The organism is Coriobacteriia bacterium (assembly GCA_018368455.1).
In the GTDB taxonomy this organism is placed as follows: Bacteria; Actinomycetota; Coriobacteriia; order Coriobacteriales; family UMGS124; genus JAGZEG01.
The window spans coordinates 1-19,075 of record JAGZEG010000023.1 but is presented as its reverse complement, the minus strand read 5'-3'; the positions used below and the strand labels follow the sequence as shown (position 1 = coordinate 19,075).

Sequence of the window (19,075 nt, the reverse complement as noted above, 5' to 3'; positions counted from 1 at the left end):
TATGGCACGTCGCAACCCCATGAATGACCGCTACACGAAGGAGAAGGAGGGCGTCTCCGGCGCCACGCGCTCGGGCGCGACCTCCATGAAGCCGGCGCGCTCGGCTGCCTCCTCCGTGCGTATGGCTCCCAAGAAGCCGACGGGCGGCACGGCGCGCACGCGCGCCATGGCCCAGGCAAACATGTCGAAGGACGAGAAGAAGGCCCTGCGCGCGAAGCAGCGCGAGGAGGAGAACACGCTGTATACGGCGAGTTCCATCCTGTGCAACCGCGACGCCAAGTACAAGAAGCTCCGCAAGATCTGGTGGGGCCTGCTCGTGGCCGCCGTCGTGTTCACCGCGCTGTCGTGGGTCACGCTGTCGAGCAACGTGGGCGGCCAGGTGCTGTCCATCGTCGTGCTCGTGCTGGCCTATGCGTCGATCATCGGCGCGCTGGCTATGGACTTCACCGTTGTGCGCAAGCGTCGCAATCACTTCCGCGACCAGGTGAACTCCATGTCGAAGAAGGCTGTCGAGCGCATTATCGAGGAGAACTACCAGGAGCGCATCGCCAAGGAAGCCTCCAAGAAGGCCAAGAAGGAGGCGCGCAAGGCCAAGAAGTCCGCTGCCGAGGTTGACGCCGCGGGCGAGGCTGCTTACGCGCAGGTCATGAACGCCTCGAAGTCCAAGGCTGCGCTTGCCGCGGTCGAGGCCGAGAACGCCGCCAAGAAGAACGCAAAGGGCGCGACGACGGTGAAGGAGGTCTCGCCCGACGCCGAGGCGGAGACGTCCGGTGCCGCTGCAGCCCAGGCTGACGAAGAGGCCCGCAAGGCGGCCGCCGCAAAGGCGGCTCGCGAGTACGCGGCCTCGAAGGGCCGGTAAGACCCAGATGGATGCCCGGGACGCCCGCATCGGTTGCCATGTGCGACTCGGTGCGGGCGTCCTTTTTGTTGTGTGCCCGGTTCGCTCTCCCGAAAGGAAAGCCGCATGGTTCAGCGTATCTTTGTAGAGAAGAAGCCAGGCTTTGACGTCGAAGCGCAGCAGCTCAGAAGCGAGCTTTCCAGCGCCGTGACCGACGGGCTCTCTCCGCTTGCTACGGTGCGCATCGTCAACATGTACGACGTCGAGGGCATCAGCGACGAACTGTTCGAGCAGTGCGTGCCCACGGTGTTCAGCGAGCCTCAGGTCGACAACGCCACGCGCGAGCTGCCGGTCGAGGGCGTGCTGCTGGCGAGCGAGTCCTCTCAGACGCTTGCCCGCGAAGGCCGCTGCGCCTCGGGCATCGTCGCGCTGCCCGAGGACGTGCGCGTCTTCGCCGTCGAGGCCCTGCCTGGCCAGTTCGATCAGCGCGCCTCGTCGGCCGAGGAGTGCATCCAGCTCATCTCCCAGGGCGAGCGACCCACGGTGCGCTTCACGAAGGTCTACGTCATCGAGGGCGCCTGCACTGACGAAGCCCTGAGCGCCGTCAAGCACTACGTCATCAACCCGGTCGAGGCGCGCGAGGCTTCGCTCGCACCGCGCGAGACGCTGCACATGGAGGTTGCCAAGCCTACGTCCGTTGAGGTGCTCGCCGGCTTCCGCGAGCTGAACGAGGACGAGCTTCGCGCGTTCATCGCCGAGCGTGGCCTTGCCATGGACCTGGCCGACATCGTCTTCTTTCAGCGGTACTTCCGCGACGAGGGTCGCGACCCCACCATCACGGAGGTTCGCGTCGTCGACACGTACTGGAGCGACCACTGCCGCCACACGACGTTTGGCACGCAGCTCGATGACGTGCAGATCGATGACGCCGACGTCCAGGCTGCTTTCGAGCGCTACCTCGAGATGCGCCACGAGCTCGGCCGCGACGAGAAGCCCGTCTGCCTCATGGACATGGGTACGCTTGGCGCCAAGTGGCTCAAGCACACGGGCGAGCTCACGAGCCTCGACGAGTCCGAGGAAATCAACGCGTGCACCGTCAAGGTGAAGGTCGACGTCGACGGCAAGGACGAGGACTGGCTGTTCCTGTTCAAGAACGAGACGCACAACCACCCCACGGAGATCGAGCCGTTCGGTGGCGCCGCCACGTGCGTCGGCGGGGCTATCCGCGACCCGCTGTCGGGCCGCAGCTATGTCTACCAGGCCATGCGCGTGACGGGCGCAGCCGATCCCACGACGCCCGTGTCCGAGACGCTGCCGGGCAAGCTGCCCCAGCGCAAGCTCGTGACGACGGCCGCCGCGGGCTACTCGAGCTACGGTAACCAGATCGGTCTGGCGACGGGCCAGGTCAACGAGGTGTACCACCCCGGCTACGTGGCCAAGCGCATGGAGATCGGCGCCGTCGTGGGCGCCACGCCGGCCGATCACGTGCGTCGCGAGGAGCCGGCGCCGGGCGACAAGATCATCCTGCTGGGCGGCCGCACGGGTCGTGACGGCATCGGTGGCGCGACGGGCTCGTCCAAGACGCAGAACGTCGAGAGCATCGAGGAGTGCGGTGCCGAGGTGCAGAAGGGTAACGCGCCTGTCGAGCGCAAGCTGCAGCGCCTGTTCCGCCGCGGCGACGCGTGCCGGCTCATCAAGCGCTGCAACGACTTCGGTGCCGGCGGCGTGAGCGTGGCCGTGGGCGAGCTGGCCGACGGCCTGTTCGTGAACCTCAACGCCGTGCCCAAGAAGTACGAGGGCCTCGACGGCACGGAGCTGGCCATCGCCGAGAGCCAGGAGCGCATGGCGTGCGCCGTAGCCGCGGCGGACGTCGACGAGTTCATGGGCTATGCGCGCGAGGAGAACCTCGAGGCCACGGTCATCGCCGAGGTCACGGAGGAGAAACGCGTCCGCATGAGCTGGGACGGCGCGACGATCGTCGACCTGTCGCGCGCGTTCCTCGCAAGCAACGGCGCGCCCAAGCACGCGTGCGCTCGCGTCGTGCGCGGCGGGGAGTACAGCGTCGACGGGCTCTGGGGCGGTGCGGACGCCTCGCTGGGCGATCGCATGCGCGCGCTTGTGAGCGACCTCAACGTGGCGTCGAACAAGGGCCTGTCCGAGCGCTTCGACTCGACGATTGGCGCGGCCACCGTGCTCATGCCGTTCGGCGGGCGCACGCAGCTGACGCCGAGCATGGCTATGGCGGCCAAGTTCCCGGTCGATGGCCATACGACGACGTGCAGCGGCATGGCCTGGGGCTTCAACCCCTACCTCTCCGAGGCCAATCAGTACCAGGGCGCCTACCTCGCCGTGCTCGAGAGCCTGAGCAAGCTCGTGGCCGCGGGCTTTGAGCGCGACAAGGCCTACCTCTCGCTGCAGGAGTACTTCGAGAAGCTGCGCGACGAGCCGCAGCGCTGGGGCAAGCCGGTCGCCAGCGTGCTCGGCGCGCTCATGGCGCAGGTCGACCTAGGCGTTGGCGCCATCGGCGGCAAGGACTCCATGAGCGGTTCGTTCACGACGCAGGACGGTGCCGAGCTCGACGTCCCGCCGACGCTCGTGTCGTTTGCTGTGGCGACGGGCCCTGCGAGCCGCGTCGTGTCGCCCGAGCTCAAGGGCGTCACGCACCGCGTCGTGCTCATCGAGCCCATGCGCCGCGTGAGCGAGACGTACCTGGCCGACGTGCTCGAGGCGGCCGACGCGGGCGAGGCGGAGTGGGACGGCCCAGCTTCCGCGTGCCTGCTGCCCGACCCCGATGCCCAGCGCGCGACGTTCGACCTGGTGGAGCAGCTCGTGGGCTCCGGTGCGGCGCTGGCCGTGAGCACGCCGGGCTACGGCGGCGTGGCCGAGGCGCTGTTCAAGATGTGCGTGGGCAACCGCATCGGCGTGGAGTTCATGACGCCTGACGAGGGCGGTCTCGGCACGGGTGCCGAGCTGTTCGAGCCGGCGTACGGTAGCTTCATCGTGGAGCTGGCCGACGACGTCGAGCTGCCTGCGTCCGTGACGCTTGAGCTGTCCGGTGCGCAGGGCGACGATGGCGAACCGGTTAAGTTCCCGCTCGTGAGCGTTGTGCCGCTGGCCACGACTGTCGAGGCCTACGTCATGGACTGCCCCGACGCCGACGAGACCATCGACCTCGCTGAGCTGCAGGAGGCGTGGGAGCACGGCATCGAGGGCGTGTTCCCGTATCGTACGAAGGCCGCCGAGGTGCCTGCTGTCGAGCCGGTGACGTACCGTGCAGCCGACGAGGGGCGTGTGCTTGCGAGCTACCATGGGCCGCAGCTTGCGCGCCCGCGTGTTATCGTGCCGGTGTTCCCCGGAACGAACTGCGAGTACGACACGGCGCGCGCCTTTGAGGACGCTGGCGCAGACGTTACGACGTTCGTTGTCAACAACCTGACGCCTGAGGCCGTCGCCGAGAGCTCTGCGGCGTTTGCGCAGGAGATCTCTCGCAGCCAGATCATCATGATTCCCGGAGGTTTCTCCGGCGGTGACGAGCCGGACGGCTCCGCAAAGTTCATCACGGCGTTCTTCCGTGCGCCGCGGGTCACGGAGGCTGTGCGCGACCTGCTGCAGGCTCGCGACGGCCTGATGCTCGGCATCTGCAACGGCTTCCAGGCGCTCGTGAAGCTGGGCCTCGTGCCGTACGGCGACATCGTGGACGCGACGCCGGACGCCCCGACGCTCACGTACAACACGATCGGCCGGCACCAGAGCCGTCTGGCGCGCACGCGTGTTGCGAGCAACCTGTCGCCCTGGCTGTCGAAGTGCTCCGTCGACGACGTGTACACGGTGGCTATCTCGCACGGCGAGGGTCGCTTCGTCGCCAACGATGACGTGCTGGCGCAGCTGTGCGCGGGCGGCCAGATCGCAACGCAGTACGTGGACGAGGCTGGCGTGCCGGGGATGGACCTCGCGGTGAACCCGAACGGCTCCGTGCTCGCCATCGAGGGCATCACGAGTCCCGATGGTCGCGTGTTCGGCAAGATGGGCCACGTGGAGCGCCGCGGCGAGGACCTCTACAAGAACGTGCCCGGCGAGAAGTGGATGCCTATATTCGAGTCCGGCGTCTCCTACTTTGCGTAAGACGCCGAGGCACGGCGTCTACTGCGTTGCCCGGCGGCTTACGTAGCGTTAGTACGCTACGCCGCCGGGCGCCTTGTATCCGCGGCACCTCGACGTCTTACGCGGCGGGTGTCAGGTCGGGCACTCCGTCTGCGGCGTTGGGTCGCCCCTTACGTAGCGTTAGTACGCTACGGGGCGACCCGCCTTGCATCCGGGGCACTGCGGAACCTTACGCGGCGTCTCCCGGGTTGGGCGCGGCGTCTGCGGCGAGTGTCGGGCCAGGAAGGCGCACGCTGCGCCGCGCGGTGTGCTACGTGGCGTTGGGACGTGCGGGGTAGCCTATCTTGCATAAAGGGCGCTGCGAAACGCGCTATGCAGCGCATCCCGGGTCGGGCACGGCGTCTACTGCGTTGCTTGGCGGCTTACGTAGCGTCAGTACGCTACGCCGCCGGGCGCCCTGCATCTGCGGCACCTCGGCGCCTTACGCTGCGGATGCCAGGTCGGGCACTCCGTCTGCGGCGTTGCTTGTCGGCTTGGACACGGTGTGCTGCTGGCTGGGAATACGATGTTTCGGCGTTGAGCCGCCCTGCGTAGTGTTGGTACGCGAGGGCGGCTCTTTTGCATCCGGGCGGCGCCGTGCCATCAGGCGGTTCGCATGGAGCGCGAGGGATGTTCTCTGCACGTTCGCGATCCCAGGGACCGGCTTGGCAAAACCTGCGTGCTGCCCGGCCAAAACCGTGCGGAGTGTATGGCGCGAATGAGGGAGGTGCTGGATCTCGGGTGCCCGACCTCTCGGTTACCTGGGATTATGCCGAAGCCGTGACGCTTCGTCGGGGGAGGTGCCATACACGACCCGCCGGTTTGGCCAGAGATTGGCTCCCTTCTTGCATCCTCCGGAGGCAGCGCAATCAATCCGGGTGCGCGCGTCGCATCTGGCGGGGGCAGACTACGGTGCGAGCGCTTTTTGATGTCGGTTGCATGCCTGCTCGAAGCAGTGCTATCCCAAATCGAGAGGCGCTATACTTATCGTACAGGTGTTCTGCAAGGGACAGAGCGGCGTCCCATGCTATGCGGGGAGGGGGTGACGGATGTGGATTCGTGGCCGAGGTCTGGCGGGGGCCCAACAGCAGAAGAAAAGCCCGCCGGGCATGGTCGGACGGAAGCTTCGGCCACTCCGTCGGCTTCGGATTCCGGCAATCCACCTACCTCCCGTGCCCAGAGGGCCCTCGACCTGTTCACGCGTGGCATCCGTGATAAGGAGGCCCGTCGCTCCGCCTCCGCAGGCGATGACTCCTCCCGGGGAACTCGTCTGGCGCAACGACTCTATGGTGACGAACCCATCCTGCAGACGGCGGCCCAGCTTGCTGCTCGGCAAGAGCGTGAGGCTCGGGAAGCCTATCGTTTCGCGACAGGCCACGAGCCGCAGAGAGGGCGGGGAAGCTTCGACGTGTCTCCGCGGCCGCGGACGCTGGGGGATTTGGCAGGGGAGTGGCAGAGTGATGCAGGCGATCGCCTCGGGCTGCCCGATACGCCGGCTTTAGCCGCTGATGGCGAGCGAGATGGCATGGGCCGCAGGGCGCGTCCGCGTTGGCGGATGACGGGCGGGGCAGAGCGCACAAGTTCGGTCGAGGAGGCTCGCTCCGTGCGGCTTGTACCGCCGCGCCCCTTTGCTGCGGAGGAGCGGATTCCCCCGCGCCCGAGCTCCGCCGGAGCGCAGGCTGGTCAAAGCACCGCTAACCGAGAGACTTCCCACGAGAGCCTGATCGGCATTGGAGCGGGGGACGGCCTGCGGTTCACTCGCTCAGAAGGTACGCCGCGCGCCTCGCGCTACGTGCCGGCGGCTCGGGCACCCGAACGAAACAGCACCTCGTGGGGAGACCTGTGGAGCGATCTGACACTTCCGCCGAGCCTGCCTCCGCAGTACGGCGACGTTCGCAAGCTCGCGCGTGATCCTGAGGCGAGACGCCATTCTGATGCCTGGCTGTTCTGCCGACAGGGCCGTGTGCTGGCCGCCGTTGAGGACGACTGCCCCTATACGGGGACGTTCGAGCGCTACTATCCCACGTACAACGCCATGACTGACCGTCAATTGCGCGGCTATATCACGTGGCGCACCCAGCTGCGTCGGGGAATCGTTACCAAGACGAGTACATCGTTCGCGTTCGTCTACATATACGAGCTGCTGAACGGCATCGGGGTCGACAGCCTTGAGGGCGCCTATCGTGAGCTACGACACTTCTGGGATGAGTATCGTGATCTCGAGTCGGCCGCCGACCGCTATATGCGCACGTGGCTCCGCGACTTCGTTGTCTACCACGGCCTTCCGCGCGCGCTCATAGCCGACGACCCCGCACTCTCCAAGGAGCTCATCCTCGACGAGGCCATGCTCGTGTTGATGGAAGGGTCGCAGCACGCGCCCGACGAGCGCTTCGGCGCATGGGCCACGCTGTCGAGCTATCGCATCCGCAGCAGCCGGTTTTATAAAGAATACCCGACCGACGTGCAGTCCGTCGTGCTGGGCGTTATGGATCGGCTTTCGGCGTATTACGCCAAGGGCTCGCGCAAACACGACCTGTTCGAGACGTTGTTTGGGGAAAAGGCGCGCCTGCCCTATGAGATGTTTCGGGCCTGCGTTTTTCAGGACGAGCCACGCCATTCCGACGCTACGTATGAGCTCGATGCCATCAACCGTTTCACGTGCGCCTCCGGTAACTGGACGCATGAGTGCTACCAGGGGAATCGTCGAGAGAGTAGCAAGCTCGGAAGCATCCTTAAAGAGATCGACGCGCGCATGCGCCTACGCTATGGTTATGCGCATCCATTGCGCGAAGAGAAGACGCCCAAGTATCTGCTGGCGTTCATCGAGAAGGAAATCGACGCGTGGTTGTCGTGGAAAGCCGCGCACGCGCCGCGCGTCATCGAGATCGACCGCTCTAAGTTGGGAGGCATCCGCGGCGACGCTGCCGTCATTCGCGAGGAGCTGCTCATCGACGAGGAGCGTGGCGAGCAGGCTGCGGGTTTTGGGTCCCCGGTGGCTGCAGATGTCCGGGGCCTGTCGGCTGAGAGTGATTCTCCAAGTGGCGATGCCGGCTGTGCCTGTCAGGAAAGTGCGGCGGCGGGAGGTGTGGGAGACCCCGGCGGATCGGTGCCGGCGTCGGTGGCTCCCGAGCGCTCCCGTTTCGAGGAGGGGCCGCTGCAGGCGGAGGAGGCGCCTGCTACAGAGCCTCGTCCCGGCCAGCCGTCAAATCCCAGCGGCATGAGCGTCCAGGAGCTTGCGTTTGTCCGGGGGCTGCTTGCAGGCGACAGCTCGTTGCCGCCGGGGCCGGTCAGCTCCGTTGACATGCTCGTGGATGCCGTGAACGAACGCCTTTTTGACGAGCTGGGCGATACGGCCATTGAGTTCGGACCCAATGGGCCTGCTATCATCGAAGACTATATGGACGACGTGAGAGGAATTGTGGGGGCATGAGCGAGAGCACGGAATCGACCCAAGCGAAGGCTGCGGCATCGGCCTCGGTCAACGTTCCCCGACGCATCGCGGCTGTCATCCTCAACTCTCTCAAGGGTGGCGTTGTCCCGCGCATCGGCCTTCCCTACATCACGGTGGGGCGCAAGGCCGAGATAGAGGCGCTGCTGCACGATCTCGAGCTCGTGTCCGAGGGCGGCGCGTCCTTTCGCTTCCTCGTGGGACGCTACGGCAGCGGTAAGAGCTTCCTGCTCCAGACTATTCGCACGCATGCGATGGGTCGAGGGTTTGTTGTGGCAGATGCCGATCTGTCGCCAGAGCGACGCCTGCAGGGGACGAAAGGTCAGGGGCTTGCGACGTATCGCGAGCTCATTCGCAACCTCTCGACGAAGACACGACCCGAGGGCGGAGCGCTTAATCTTATCCTGGATCGTTGGATCTCCAACGTCCAGAGTGACGTCGCGCTGTCGCGTGGTCTTGCGCCGGACGATCCCGAGACGATGTTTCACGTGGAACATCGAATTCTCGAGACGACACGCAGCTTGCAGGAGCTCGTGCACGGCTATGACTTTGCGCGGCTGCTTGCGATGTACTATCGGGCTCATCTCGAGGGTAACGAGGACACGAAGGCGAACGTTGCCAAGTGGCTGCGCGGCGAGTACCGAACGCGAGCGGAGGCGCGTGAGGAGCTGGGCGTCAACGTCGTCATCACCGACGACGACTGGTACGACTATGTCAAGTTGCTGGCAGCGTTTCTCAAAGGCGCTGGTTACGAGGGGCTCATCGTGCTTGTGGACGAGCTCGTGAACCTCTACAAGATTCCGAATGCCGTTGCGCGCCAGTACAACTACGAGAAGATCCTGACGATGTACAACGACACGCTCCAAGGGAAGGCGCAGCACCTGGGCATCATCATGAGCGGAACGCCCCAGTGCATCGAGGATCGGCGCCGCGGTATCTATAGCTACGAGGCACTGCGCTCCCGTCTGACGCAGGGACGCTTCGGTCGCGAGGGCATGCGCGACATGCTGGCGCCGGTCATTGAGCTCGAGCCGCTGACCTACGAAGAGGTGCTCGTTCTCATCGAGAAGCTCGCGGACATCCACGCCGGGTTCTTCCGGTACGAGCGCACGCTGACCGAGGACGACCTCGTCGAGTTCCTACGGCTCGAGTTTGGCCGCGTGGGGGCGGACACGCACCTGACACCCCGCGAGGTCATACGCGACTTCATCGAGCTGGCTGACATCGTGTACCAAAACCCGCAGGTCAAGGTTGCCGAGCTCCTTGCTTCGGACGACTTCTCTTACGCGACGCCATCTGAGCCAGGAGTTGAGACGGTCGCAGCGACTCCGGTAGCTCGCGCGTCACAAGACTTCGCCGAGTTCAAGCTTTAGGGCTTTACTGGCCGGCCTCTGTCTGGCACAATACTAGAACATATGTTCGAGTACGGCGCACGTGGCAAGGCGTGTGCCGTTGGGCTGATGAGGCTGTCGGGGTCCTTGCGTATGCGCTGCGATGGGGAGGTGCCAGGCGTTATGGGTGTGTTCGAGCGATACGCGCCGTTTGTGCAAGACTTCATCTACGAGCATAGCTGGGAGTCGCTGCGCGCCATTCAGGTGGCTGCGGGCGAGGCTATCTTTAATACCGACGAGAACGTGCTGCTGTGTGCGTCGACGGCCTCGGGCAAGACAGAGGCGGCGTTCTTTCCCATTCTCACGCTGTTCGACGAGGATCCGCCCGCCTCGGTCGGAGCCATCTACATCGGTCCGCTCAAAGCGCTCATCAACGACCAGTTCATGCGGCTCAACGACCTCTGTGACGAGGCTCATATTCCCGTGTGGCATTGGCATGGCGACGTCGCTCAGTCGCACAAGGCCCGGATGCTCAAACAACCTTCGGGCATCCTCCAAATAACGCCCGAGTCGCTCGAGGCCTTGCTGCTGCACAAGCACGCCGCAGTCGCGCGGCTCTTTGGCGACCTGCGGTTTATCGTCATTGACGAAGTTCACTCGCTGCTGCGCGGCGATCGAGGCGGCCAGACGCTGTGCCTCATCGAGCGCCTTTCGCAGATGGCCGGCGTGAACCCCCGGCGTATCGGTCTGTCAGCGACGATCGGCGATCCTGAGCTTACGGGCACGCTACTGTCGGCGGGATCGGGGAGAGGCTGTGTCATTCCCCAGGTTCAGGAGCCGGGGCGCACGTGGCGCCTGTCCATGGAGCACTTCTTCATCCAAGGTCCGCAGGCGTATCAGACGAAGACGGGGCCGCGCACGCACATCGTTGATGCCCAGGCGTCCGAAGGCCGGCGGCAGGGAGCGGCGCTCACGGCGCGCGAGGCGGCGGGGGAGGGCGGTTCTGGCGGCGAGGCGACGCAAACGGCTGGTGATCCTCTGGCTGGCGCGCGGGCGACGACGGGCTGTGTCTCGTCCATCGCGGATGAGCCCCAAGAGCCGGTGGGTGACTACGACGTCGTGGGTGCTACGCAGCTCGAGGCGCTCGACGCCCGGGTGGGCGGACCGGACGACATCCGGGCCGCCGACGGTGGGGAATGTCATGCGGGCGTCAGTGGCGGCACGTCGCCCGTCGACTACCAAGTCGTTGGCGATTCCTCGGAGGATTCGCGCGGGGCCTCTTCGGCCTGCGTGCCTCACAGGCCTCTGGCAGAGGCGTCGGATACGGCCCCGGAGTTCGCTGACCCCGGCATCGGCTACATCTTTGAGCACACGCGCGACAAGAAGTGCCTCGTGTTCGTGAACTCGCGCGAGGAGTGCGAGACGACGTGCACGACGCTGCGTCAGTACTGTGAGGCAAACGGGGAGCCCGACCGGTTTCTTATCCATCACGGCAACCTGTCAGCCTCCTATCGCGAGACGGCGGAGGAGGCCATGCGCGATACCGAGCGCTCCATGACGACGGTCACAACGGCCACGCTCGAGCTCGGCATCGATATCGGGCGGCTTGAGCGCGCGTTCCAGATAGACGCCCCGTTCACGGTATCGTCGTTCCTACAGCGCATGGGTCGCACGGGCCGCCGTGGGCAGCCGCCCGAGATGTGGTTCGTCATGCGCGAGGACCCGCCCGAGGCGCGCGCCATATTGCCGGAGTCCGTGCCGTGGAAACTCATTCAGGGCATCGCGCTTGTCCAGCTCTACGTGGAGGAGCGCTGGGTCGAACCCCCACGCCCGCGTCTGCTGCCGTACAGCCTGCTCTACCACCAAACGCTGGCAACGTTGGCCTCGTGCGGTGAGCTTTCGCCAGCGGCGCTTGCCCAGCGCGTTCTCACGCTGAGTCCGTTTGCACATGTGAGTGCCGAGGACTACCGCACGCTCCTGCTCCACCTCATCGAGACGGACCACATCGAGCAGACGGAGGCTGGCGGCCTCATCGTGGGGCTTGCTGGCGAGCGCATCACGAACTCGTTCAAGTTCTACGCCGTGTTCCAGGAGAACGAGGAATACACGGTGCGCAGCGAGTCGCAGGAGCTCGGTACGATTGTCATGCCGCCGCCGGTCGGCGAGCGCATCGCGCTTGCCGGCCACGTGTGGGTTGTCGAGGAGATCGACCACAAGCGCCATCTCATCTATGCGACGCAGGTCAAGGGTAAGGTTCCGGCCTACTTTGGCGACTGCCCCGGCGACATCAACACGCACGTGCTCGAGCGCATGCGTCAGGTGCTGCGCGAAGACCTCGTGCCCGCCTATCTCATGCGCAACGCTGTCGCGCGGCTGGAGCAGGCTCGCCACGTTGCGGCGAACTCCGGGGTCGTTGACGAGCCACTCGTGTGTCTGGGCGGGGACATGTGGTGTTTGTTCCCCTGGCTGGGGAGCTACGCGTTCCTCGCTCTCGAGCGCTTCCTCAAGGTGCGGTGCGCATCGCGTCTCGGTCTGCGGGGGCTCGACGCATCGCGACCGTACTTCATGCAATTCAAGATGGCGCGCGACGTGGACGAGGCCGCGTTCTATCGCGTGCTGGCCGACGAGATCGCCAAGCCGCTCGACCCCATGGAGCTCGTCTACCCGGGCGAGGTGCCGTATTTCGAGAAGTACGACGCGTTTGTACCGGAGGAGCTCGTGCGCAAGGGCTTTGCCTGCGGGGTACTCGGCATCGATGAGATGCGTGCGCGCATCGAGGGCTGGATCGCGGAGGGACGGGCAGACGGGGATGGACTCGCGCGACGAGAGGCGTCGGGTTCGGGATTCCGCCTGCCCGATTCTCAAGAACATCCGGTCTGAGTTGGCAACGGCTGGGTACATTAGATGCCGTATCATGATCGTGTGTAGCGGGTGGGTAGGCTGTCGTGTTCGCAAGAGGGCACGGGGCCTTTCTTGAAAGGGGACGCAATGGAACTCTTTGGTATGACAGTCAACCCGGCTGTGTTCTGGGCCGTCGTCGCGGTCATCGTTATTGCCCTCATTCTCGTCATCGCCATTCCGATCTATAAGGGCTACAAGGATGAGATGAAGAAGTCGGCCAAGAAGTCCGGCTCGAAGTCCAAGAGCTCCTCGACCAAGAAGCGCTAACGACACGACTGCGCCTTCTGAGCGCACATCGTCTGTCCGAGAACCCGCCGACGTTGCCAGCTGCGCATGTCGGCGGGTTCTCTCTTTTGCTGTCCCGTGGAGATGACAGCGTTCGATATCGCGTTCGAGCTGGGGGTACATAATCGACGGGAGCTATTGACCCGCTTCGACAATCCGGGGCATGGCCTCGGGAAAGGACGGCATCCATGACGGAAAACTCCGCACACGAGCTCGTCGCGCGCTTTGATGACCTGCAGCGCAAGATCGCGTCGTTCGGCTACGCCCAGGCGCTGCTCACCTACGACGCCCAGACCATCCAGCCCGAGGCGGGTGCGGCGTGCTGCGGCGAGGCCATGAGCACGCTCGCCGGCTGCCAGCACGAGCTGCTCTCGGGTGCGGATACGGGCGAGTTGCTGGCGGCGCTCTCGCTGTGCGAGGACCAGCTCGACCAGCTCCACGTCGATGAGCTGCGCGTCTTTGGGCGCGAGTACGCCGAGCAGGAGAAGATTCCTGTCTCGATGGCCTCCGACTTCCAGCGCCTGCTCACCGAGGCGTTTCCTGTGTGGCGCCGCGCCAAGGCTGAGAACGACTATGCCAGCTGGGAGCCGTATGTCGCCCGCATCGTCGAGGCCATGCAAGCCCAGGCTCGTTGCCTCAACCCCGATAAGGCGCCCTATGACGTGTGGCTCGACCAATTCGGCCGCGGCTGCTCCACTGGGGTGTGCGATCGCTTCTTCCAGACGGTGCGCGAGGCCGTCGTGCCGATCGTGCATGCCATCGCCGCGAAGGGGCAGCCCGATGCTCCCGCCTTCGCGAGCGCGGGAGTTCCGATTGCTGCCCAGAAGGAGCTCGCTGCCAAGTTGTGTGGCGTCATCGGGCTCGACCCGGCGCGCCTGACGCTCGGTGAGACGGAGCACCCCTTCACGAGTGGGTTCTCGCGCGAGGACGTGCGCATCGCTCACCACTACCACGAGCACGACGTACTGTCTGGCGTGTACACGACCATCCACGAGGGCGGCCACTCACTCTACGAGCAGAATGTCGACCCGCGCTACACGTTCACCTGCCTGGCGGGCGGCACGGCGTCCGACATCCACGAGAGCCAGAGTCGTCTCATGGAGAACATGGTGGGCCGCAGCCGCCCGTTCATGGACGTGCTGTTGCCCCTGCTGCGCGAGGCTGCCCCGCAGGCGTATGCCGATGTCACGCCCGAGCAGCTCTATCGCGCTGTCAACCGGGTGGAGCCGGGCCTCATCCGCACGGAGTCCGACGAGCTGACGTACTCGCTGCACATCATGGTGCGCTACGAGGTGGAGAAGCGCTTGATGTCCGGCGAGGTCTCGGCCCACGACGCGCCGGCGCTTTGGAACGAGCTCACGCGCGAGTACCTGGGCGTCGAGGTGCCCGATGACACGCACGGCATTCTGCAGGACACGCACTGGGCCATGGGCTACATCGGCTACTTCCCGTCGTACGCACTGGGCAACGCATACGCGGCGCAGTTCGTAGCCAAGCTGCGCGAGGAGCGCCAGGCTGCGGGCGTCGACGTGGATGCTGCCATCGCCGCGGGCGACGTGACGCCGGTGACGAGCTGGCTGGCCGAGCACGTGTGGCAGTACGGTAAGAGCAAGGACTCGCAGCAGGTTATTGCCGATGCCTGCGGGGCGCCGTTCGACCCAACGCACTACACGCGCTACCTCGAGGAGAAGTACCGCGCTCTGTACGAGCTGTAGGCGATTCGAGCACGCCCATATCGAGCAAGGGCATCCAGGCCCGTCGGAGCTATTCGTCCGGCGGGCTTTTTGTTGCGCATGGCTCATCAAAGAGAAAGAGCAGGTCACGGCTGGAATTTTGCGTTTTTGAATACTGTTACGAACGGGAAGCTGCCTGCCTGCTGGCGAGCACGTCGCGGCTCAACCGGGCGATGGCACTTGGCGGCGGGCCCAAGCGAGTGCATGGAGCGTTTGTGCCATGGTTGTCGAAGAAGCCGTTGCTCACTAATATGAACACTGTTCATTATGAGAGCTGTCGGGTGCCTTGAGCGGATGGGGCGGCTTTCTGAACGCTGATGAGGTGGCGGTTCGAGAGGGCGACACGGGAGGAGGGACCATGGCACGGCGAAAGGCTCTGACGCGCGAACAGGCTGTCGAGCGCGCGTATGCGCTGGCATGCGAGCATGGTCTGGCCGCCGTGAGCGCCCGCTCCCTTGCTGCCGAATGCGGCGTTGCGCCGGGGACGCTCTACAACTACTTTCCCGCGAAGATGGACTTGCTCGTAGCCGTAGTTGGCCGCTTCTGGCGCGAAGAGCTCGGCGATGACATGCACGAGGCCATGGGTCCGGGCAGCGATTACGTGACGTTTTGTCGCGCGTTCTTTTCCGACGTGGCTGACGCGCTCACGCGTTTTCGACGCGACTGGCTTCCACAGCTTGCGGCGTGCGGCGTGAGCATGACCGATTGCCCCGAGGCTATCCGTGCCCTCGATCACATGCGCGCCGGTTTGGTGCGCGTGCTCGAGGGCGACCCCTGCGTTGCGCGCGATCGCCTCGTTGGAGAGCTCGCTCCCGAGCGTATCGCCGACCTCACACTGACGACGATCATGGAGCTTTCCGCCGGCCTCGGTGCAGCGCCTTCCGGATCCGATTCGACCTGCTCCCGGGTCGAGGGGGATGCAGATTCGTCCGCCGCTGCGGCTGACGGCGCCGACTCTGGGGATGCCTCCGTTCGTGTAGCCGATGGCGCGCATGCCAATGCTCCCACGGGGTTTGTTCCTGCCTCCCACACGGATGGCCTTGCTGCATTCGAGACGTTCTGCCGAATGCTACGGATGACACTGTATGTCACCGAGGGACCGGTCTATCGCGATGCGGACGACGAGACGCCTGTTTCGCGCGTGGACAACGAGAAGAAGTCGGGTTCGTAGGGGACGCAGCCGGCTAGTTCTCCTACGTGCATATCTCCTCTTCTCGAAAGGACGTCTTTCCATGTCCCCTCAGCTCATGCTCGCCACGGGCACCATCTCGCTCGCGTTCGTGCTCTATACCGTTGGCGTTTTTTGGGAGCGCGCCGCAGGCCGCCTTCACCTGCCTCATCTCATCGTCTTTTGGTGCGGTCTGCTCTTCGACACGCTCGGCACGACGATCATGGGCGGCATTGCCAGTTCCGGAGCGTCGCTTGGGGCGTCGACCGGTGGCATCAACCTGCATGCAATCACGGGTGCCCTCGCCATCGTTCTCATGCTCTTCCACGCTGGCTGGGCGACGCTGACGTATGTTCGTCGTGACGAGCGCCGCCTGGCGAGCTTCCACCGGTTGAGCATCGTTGTCTGGCTCATCTGGACGGTGCCTTACGGCATGGGCCTGCTTATGGGCATCCCCGCTATCCACATCGACGGTGCGCTTGCGTTCGTGTGCGCGCTGGCGATCAGCCTCGTTCTCGCTTTCGTCTGCCTCGTGCTTCCTCGTATGGTGCGTAGGAGCTCGAGCTGCGTAAGCCGCTAAAGAAATCGCAGGTAAACGTGTCAAGTGATGGGGCGTTTTTTAGATGCAGCTGCTGGATTCTTGTCAACCCCCGCACCCAAATTCATCTTGTTGTGGTCCATCCCTTGACCTGTCTACCGTAGATGGCCGCATAGTGGGATCTCGGTTAGCGCCTCGCTTTCATGCGGGGTCCAAACGTCTGGCGAGCGCGGCCGTCGCAAGGGGACGGCAGCGCAGCGCCACAGCGAAAGGGGATTCGCACATGCACACTCCTGAGGTTTCTCGCCGCAACTTTGTTAAGGGTGCCGCTCTTGGTGCCGCCGCCATGGGCCTGACGGCCGGCGCGACCTCCGCCCTGGCCGCTGAGTCGGCCGAGTCCTACACGTTCGCCGACACGGTGAAGTGGGACGCCCAGTATGACGTCGTCGTGCTCGGCATGGGCTTCTCCGGCATGATCAGCGCTATGGAGGCCGCCGACGCTGGCGCGTCCGTCCTGATCTGCGAGAAGTGCACTGAGGGCGAGTCGGGCGGCAACTCCAAGGTCTGCGGCCAGCTGTTTGCTTACGGCAACGACGACGCCGAGGCCACGCTCTCGTACTACAAGGCCCTCGCCGGCAGCCGTGAGGTTCCCGAGGCCATGATCAAGACGATCGCCGACGGCGTGACCTCCATGGCTACGACCATGAGCGAGAAGTTCGGCATGAACCGCGACGAGTTCGTTGACTGGACGGGCATGCCCGTCATCGGCGTCATGTCGCCCGAGTATCCCGAGTTCGAGGGCTCCGACAAGATCGGCCTGTGGACGACGCACCAGGGCCTGTCCGACAGCTTCCTGTTCCAGTCCATGCGTTCGCGCCTCGCTGACAACTACGCCGGCAAGATCGACGTCTGGTTCGAGACGCCCGGCACCGGCCTGATCCAGGACCCCGAGTCCAAGACGATCGTCGGCGTGACCGTCGACCGCAAGGGCACCGCGCGCAACGTCCGCGCCAACAACGGCGTGTGCGTCTGCACGGGCGGTTTTGAGGACGACGCCAAGATGGTCCAGGACTACCTGGGCGTCATCGACTACGCTCCCATCGGCGGCCTGTTCAACACCGGTGACGGCATCAAGATGTGCATGGACGCTGGCGCGCGTCTGTGGCACATGGTCGCCTACGAGGGCGGCTTCGGCATGAACGGCTGCGGCTACTACACCGAGCCCGGCCTCAACGCTATCCAGGCCGTTACGCTGGCCAAGAACGAGATGAACACGGGCGCCGTGGTCATCGTCGGTACGTGGGGCAAGCGCTTCGGCGACGAGAGCTTCGAGGTGCGCCACGGCCACATGCCTGACGGCAACGGCCTGTGGGAGAACCCGAAGTACCCCGAGAAGATCTTTGCCGTGTGGGACAAGACGCAGTTCGAGGCCCTGAAGGCGGCCGAGCTGCTCAACGCCGACTTCGCCGACTCGGTCGTCGAGTGCGCCACGATCGCTGACGCCGCCGCTGCCATCGGCTGCCCGGAGGAGAACCTCCAGGAGACGATCGACGACTTCAACATGTACGCCGATGCCGGCAAGGACTACGAGTGCGGCCGTCCGGCTGACACGCTGCGTGCCTTCGACGGCGCTGCCTACTACGTGCTGCAGCTGAAGAACCTCATCCTCAACACGCAGGGCGGCCCGGAGCGCAACGAGAACGCCGAGATCCTCGACCTCGAGGGCAACCCGATCCCGCACCTGTACTCCGCCGGCGAGATGGGCGGCATCACGAGCTGCATGTACCAGGGCGGCACGAACGTGGCCGAGTGCTTCATCTTCGGCCAGATCGCCGGCGCCAACGCTGCCGCCGCCAAGGAGGAGCTGCCTGCTTACGCGGCTGCCCCGAAGGTCGAGTCCACGCCGGCCGGCCTGGGCGACGAGAACGACTTCGGCGCCGCTGAGGAGGCTCCTGCTGCCCCCGCCGCCGACGGCGCGCTGACGGGCACGGGCAAGGGCATGGGCGGCAACGTCCCGGTCACGGTGACGCTGGACGCCGACGGCAAGATCGCCTCCGTCGAGGTCGGCGAGAACTCCGAGACCGAGGGCATCGGCACCAAGGCCATCGAGCAGCTCCCCGAGAAGCTCGTGGGCCTGTCCACCGCCGACGAGATCGACGGCGTGGACGGCGTCTCGGGCGCCACGATCACGAGCAAGGCCATCAAGGACGCCGTCAAGGCGGCCATGGGGCTGTAGCCTCCTGATCGGGAGCGGATAGCGGATCCTCCGGGGCCCGCGGGTCGAGAAGGCCCGCGGGCCCCCTGCGTGCGGGCCCCCGTGGGGCGCCGCGCCAACCTGGGGTGCGATGACGATGTCGGAGGCTCGCGGCTCATTGCGCGAGAAGGAGCGGCGGCGCTTCGTCCTACCGTGGTTTTCACGCGTGCCGGGCCCCTTCCTCGCATCCCCGCAGCCTGGGGCGTGACGGTGTGTCGGGGACCCGCGGGTCCCCGTGCGGGAGTCGATGCCCGTCTCGCTCGCGGGTTTTGGTGGTGGGCGCATTCTTCGGTTCTGCCAGCTTTTGCAAAATCGAGCGCTGAAATTGGGCGCGAATTGCGCTCGGGGGATGCGGCAGATTTCTTGGACCAATCCTACACCGGCAGGCCCAGCCTCGCCCTCCTGCCGTCGATCGTCTCGTAGCGGGTCCGGGTGCGCC

The 19,075-nt window shown here is 65.3% G+C and carries 10 protein-coding genes; all 10 read left to right on the top strand.

The features are described from left to right. The first annotated feature begins 1 nt into the window (after position 1). The 10 genes from KHZ24_11205 (at position 2) to KHZ24_11160 (ending at position 18,618) form a co-directional block, all read left to right on the top strand. The gene (locus tag KHZ24_11205) at positions 2 to 859 is read left to right on the top strand and encodes a hypothetical protein (GenBank protein ID MBS5451753.1); all 858 of its coding nucleotides are present in this window, start codon (positions 2 to 4) and stop codon (positions 857 to 859) included. Positions 860 to 964: 105 nt separating this feature from the next. Then, on the top strand, positions 965 to 4,960 hold the full coding sequence (locus tag KHZ24_11200) for a phosphoribosylformylglycinamidine synthase (GenBank protein MBS5451752.1): 3,996 nt from the start codon (positions 965 to 967) through the stop codon (positions 4,958 to 4,960). Positions 4,961 to 6,770: 1,810 nt separating this feature from the next. Then, positions 6,771 to 8,408: a TerB N-terminal domain-containing protein gene (locus KHZ24_11195; GenBank protein ID MBS5451751.1), complete on the top strand. Its 1,638-nt coding sequence runs from the start codon at positions 6,771 to 6,773 to the stop codon at positions 8,406 to 8,408. After that, positions 8,405 to 9,799, top strand: coding sequence for an ATP-binding protein (locus KHZ24_11190; GenBank protein ID MBS5451750.1), 1,395 nt, complete (start codon positions 8,405 to 8,407; stop codon positions 9,797 to 9,799). The genes KHZ24_11195 and KHZ24_11190 overlap by 4 nt, the downstream gene beginning before the upstream one ends. A gap of 141 nt (positions 9,800 to 9,940) precedes the next feature. Continuing rightward, positions 9,941 to 12,637, top strand: coding sequence for a DEAD/DEAH box helicase (locus tag KHZ24_11185; GenBank protein ID MBS5451749.1), 2,697 nt, complete (start codon positions 9,941 to 9,943; stop codon positions 12,635 to 12,637). A 108-nt stretch (positions 12,638 to 12,745) separates the two neighbouring features. Beyond that, positions 12,746 to 12,925 (top strand): hypothetical protein, encoded by a 180-nt coding sequence (locus KHZ24_11180; GenBank protein MBS5451748.1) that lies wholly within the window; start codon positions 12,746 to 12,748, stop codon positions 12,923 to 12,925. 206 nt (positions 12,926 to 13,131) lie between these two features. Next, entirely contained in the window at positions 13,132 to 14,658 is a 1,527-nt protein-coding gene (locus KHZ24_11175) for a carboxypeptidase M32 (GenBank protein MBS5451747.1), read from the top strand. Positions 14,659 to 15,034: 376 nt separating this feature from the next. Continuing rightward, complete coding sequence (locus KHZ24_11170; GenBank protein MBS5451746.1) at positions 15,035 to 15,847, top strand: TetR/AcrR family transcriptional regulator; 813 nt, start codon at positions 15,035 to 15,037, stop codon at positions 15,845 to 15,847. Positions 15,848 to 15,908: 61 nt separating this feature from the next. Beyond that, positions 15,909 to 16,424 (top strand): TIGR03987 family protein, encoded by a 516-nt coding sequence (locus KHZ24_11165; GenBank protein MBS5451745.1) that lies wholly within the window; start codon positions 15,909 to 15,911, stop codon positions 16,422 to 16,424. A gap of 241 nt (positions 16,425 to 16,665) precedes the next feature. After that, positions 16,666 to 18,618 (top strand): FAD-dependent oxidoreductase, encoded by a 1,953-nt coding sequence (locus KHZ24_11160; GenBank protein MBS5451744.1) that lies wholly within the window; start codon positions 16,666 to 16,668, stop codon positions 18,616 to 18,618. The last annotated feature ends 457 nt before the right edge of the window (positions 18,619 to 19,075 follow it).

Excerpts from the sequence above, each read along its gene's own strand:
- KHZ24_11160 (MBS5451744.1), top strand. The coding sequence starts at position 16,666 with ATGCACACTCCTGAGGTTTCTCGCCGCAACTTTGTTAAGGGTGCCGCT.
- KHZ24_11180 (MBS5451748.1), top strand. The coding sequence starts at position 12,746 with ATGGAACTCTTTGGTATGACAGTCAACCCGGCTGTGTTCTGGGCCGTC.
- KHZ24_11190 (MBS5451750.1), top strand. The coding sequence starts at position 8,405 with ATGAGCGAGAGCACGGAATCGACCCAAGCGAAGGCTGCGGCATCGGCC.
- KHZ24_11200 (MBS5451752.1), top strand. The coding sequence starts at position 965 with ATGGTTCAGCGTATCTTTGTAGAGAAGAAGCCAGGCTTTGACGTCGAA.
- KHZ24_11205 (MBS5451753.1), top strand. The coding sequence starts at position 2 with ATGGCACGTCGCAACCCCATGAATGACCGCTACACGAAGGAGAAGGAG.
- KHZ24_11175 (MBS5451747.1), top strand. The coding sequence starts at position 13,132 with ATGACGGAAAACTCCGCACACGAGCTCGTCGCGCGCTTTGATGACCTG.
- KHZ24_11165 (MBS5451745.1), top strand. The coding sequence starts at position 15,909 with ATGTCCCCTCAGCTCATGCTCGCCACGGGCACCATCTCGCTCGCGTTC.
- KHZ24_11185 (MBS5451749.1), top strand. The coding sequence starts at position 9,941 with ATGGGTGTGTTCGAGCGATACGCGCCGTTTGTGCAAGACTTCATCTAC.
- KHZ24_11170 (MBS5451746.1), top strand. The coding sequence starts at position 15,035 with ATGGCACGGCGAAAGGCTCTGACGCGCGAACAGGCTGTCGAGCGCGCG.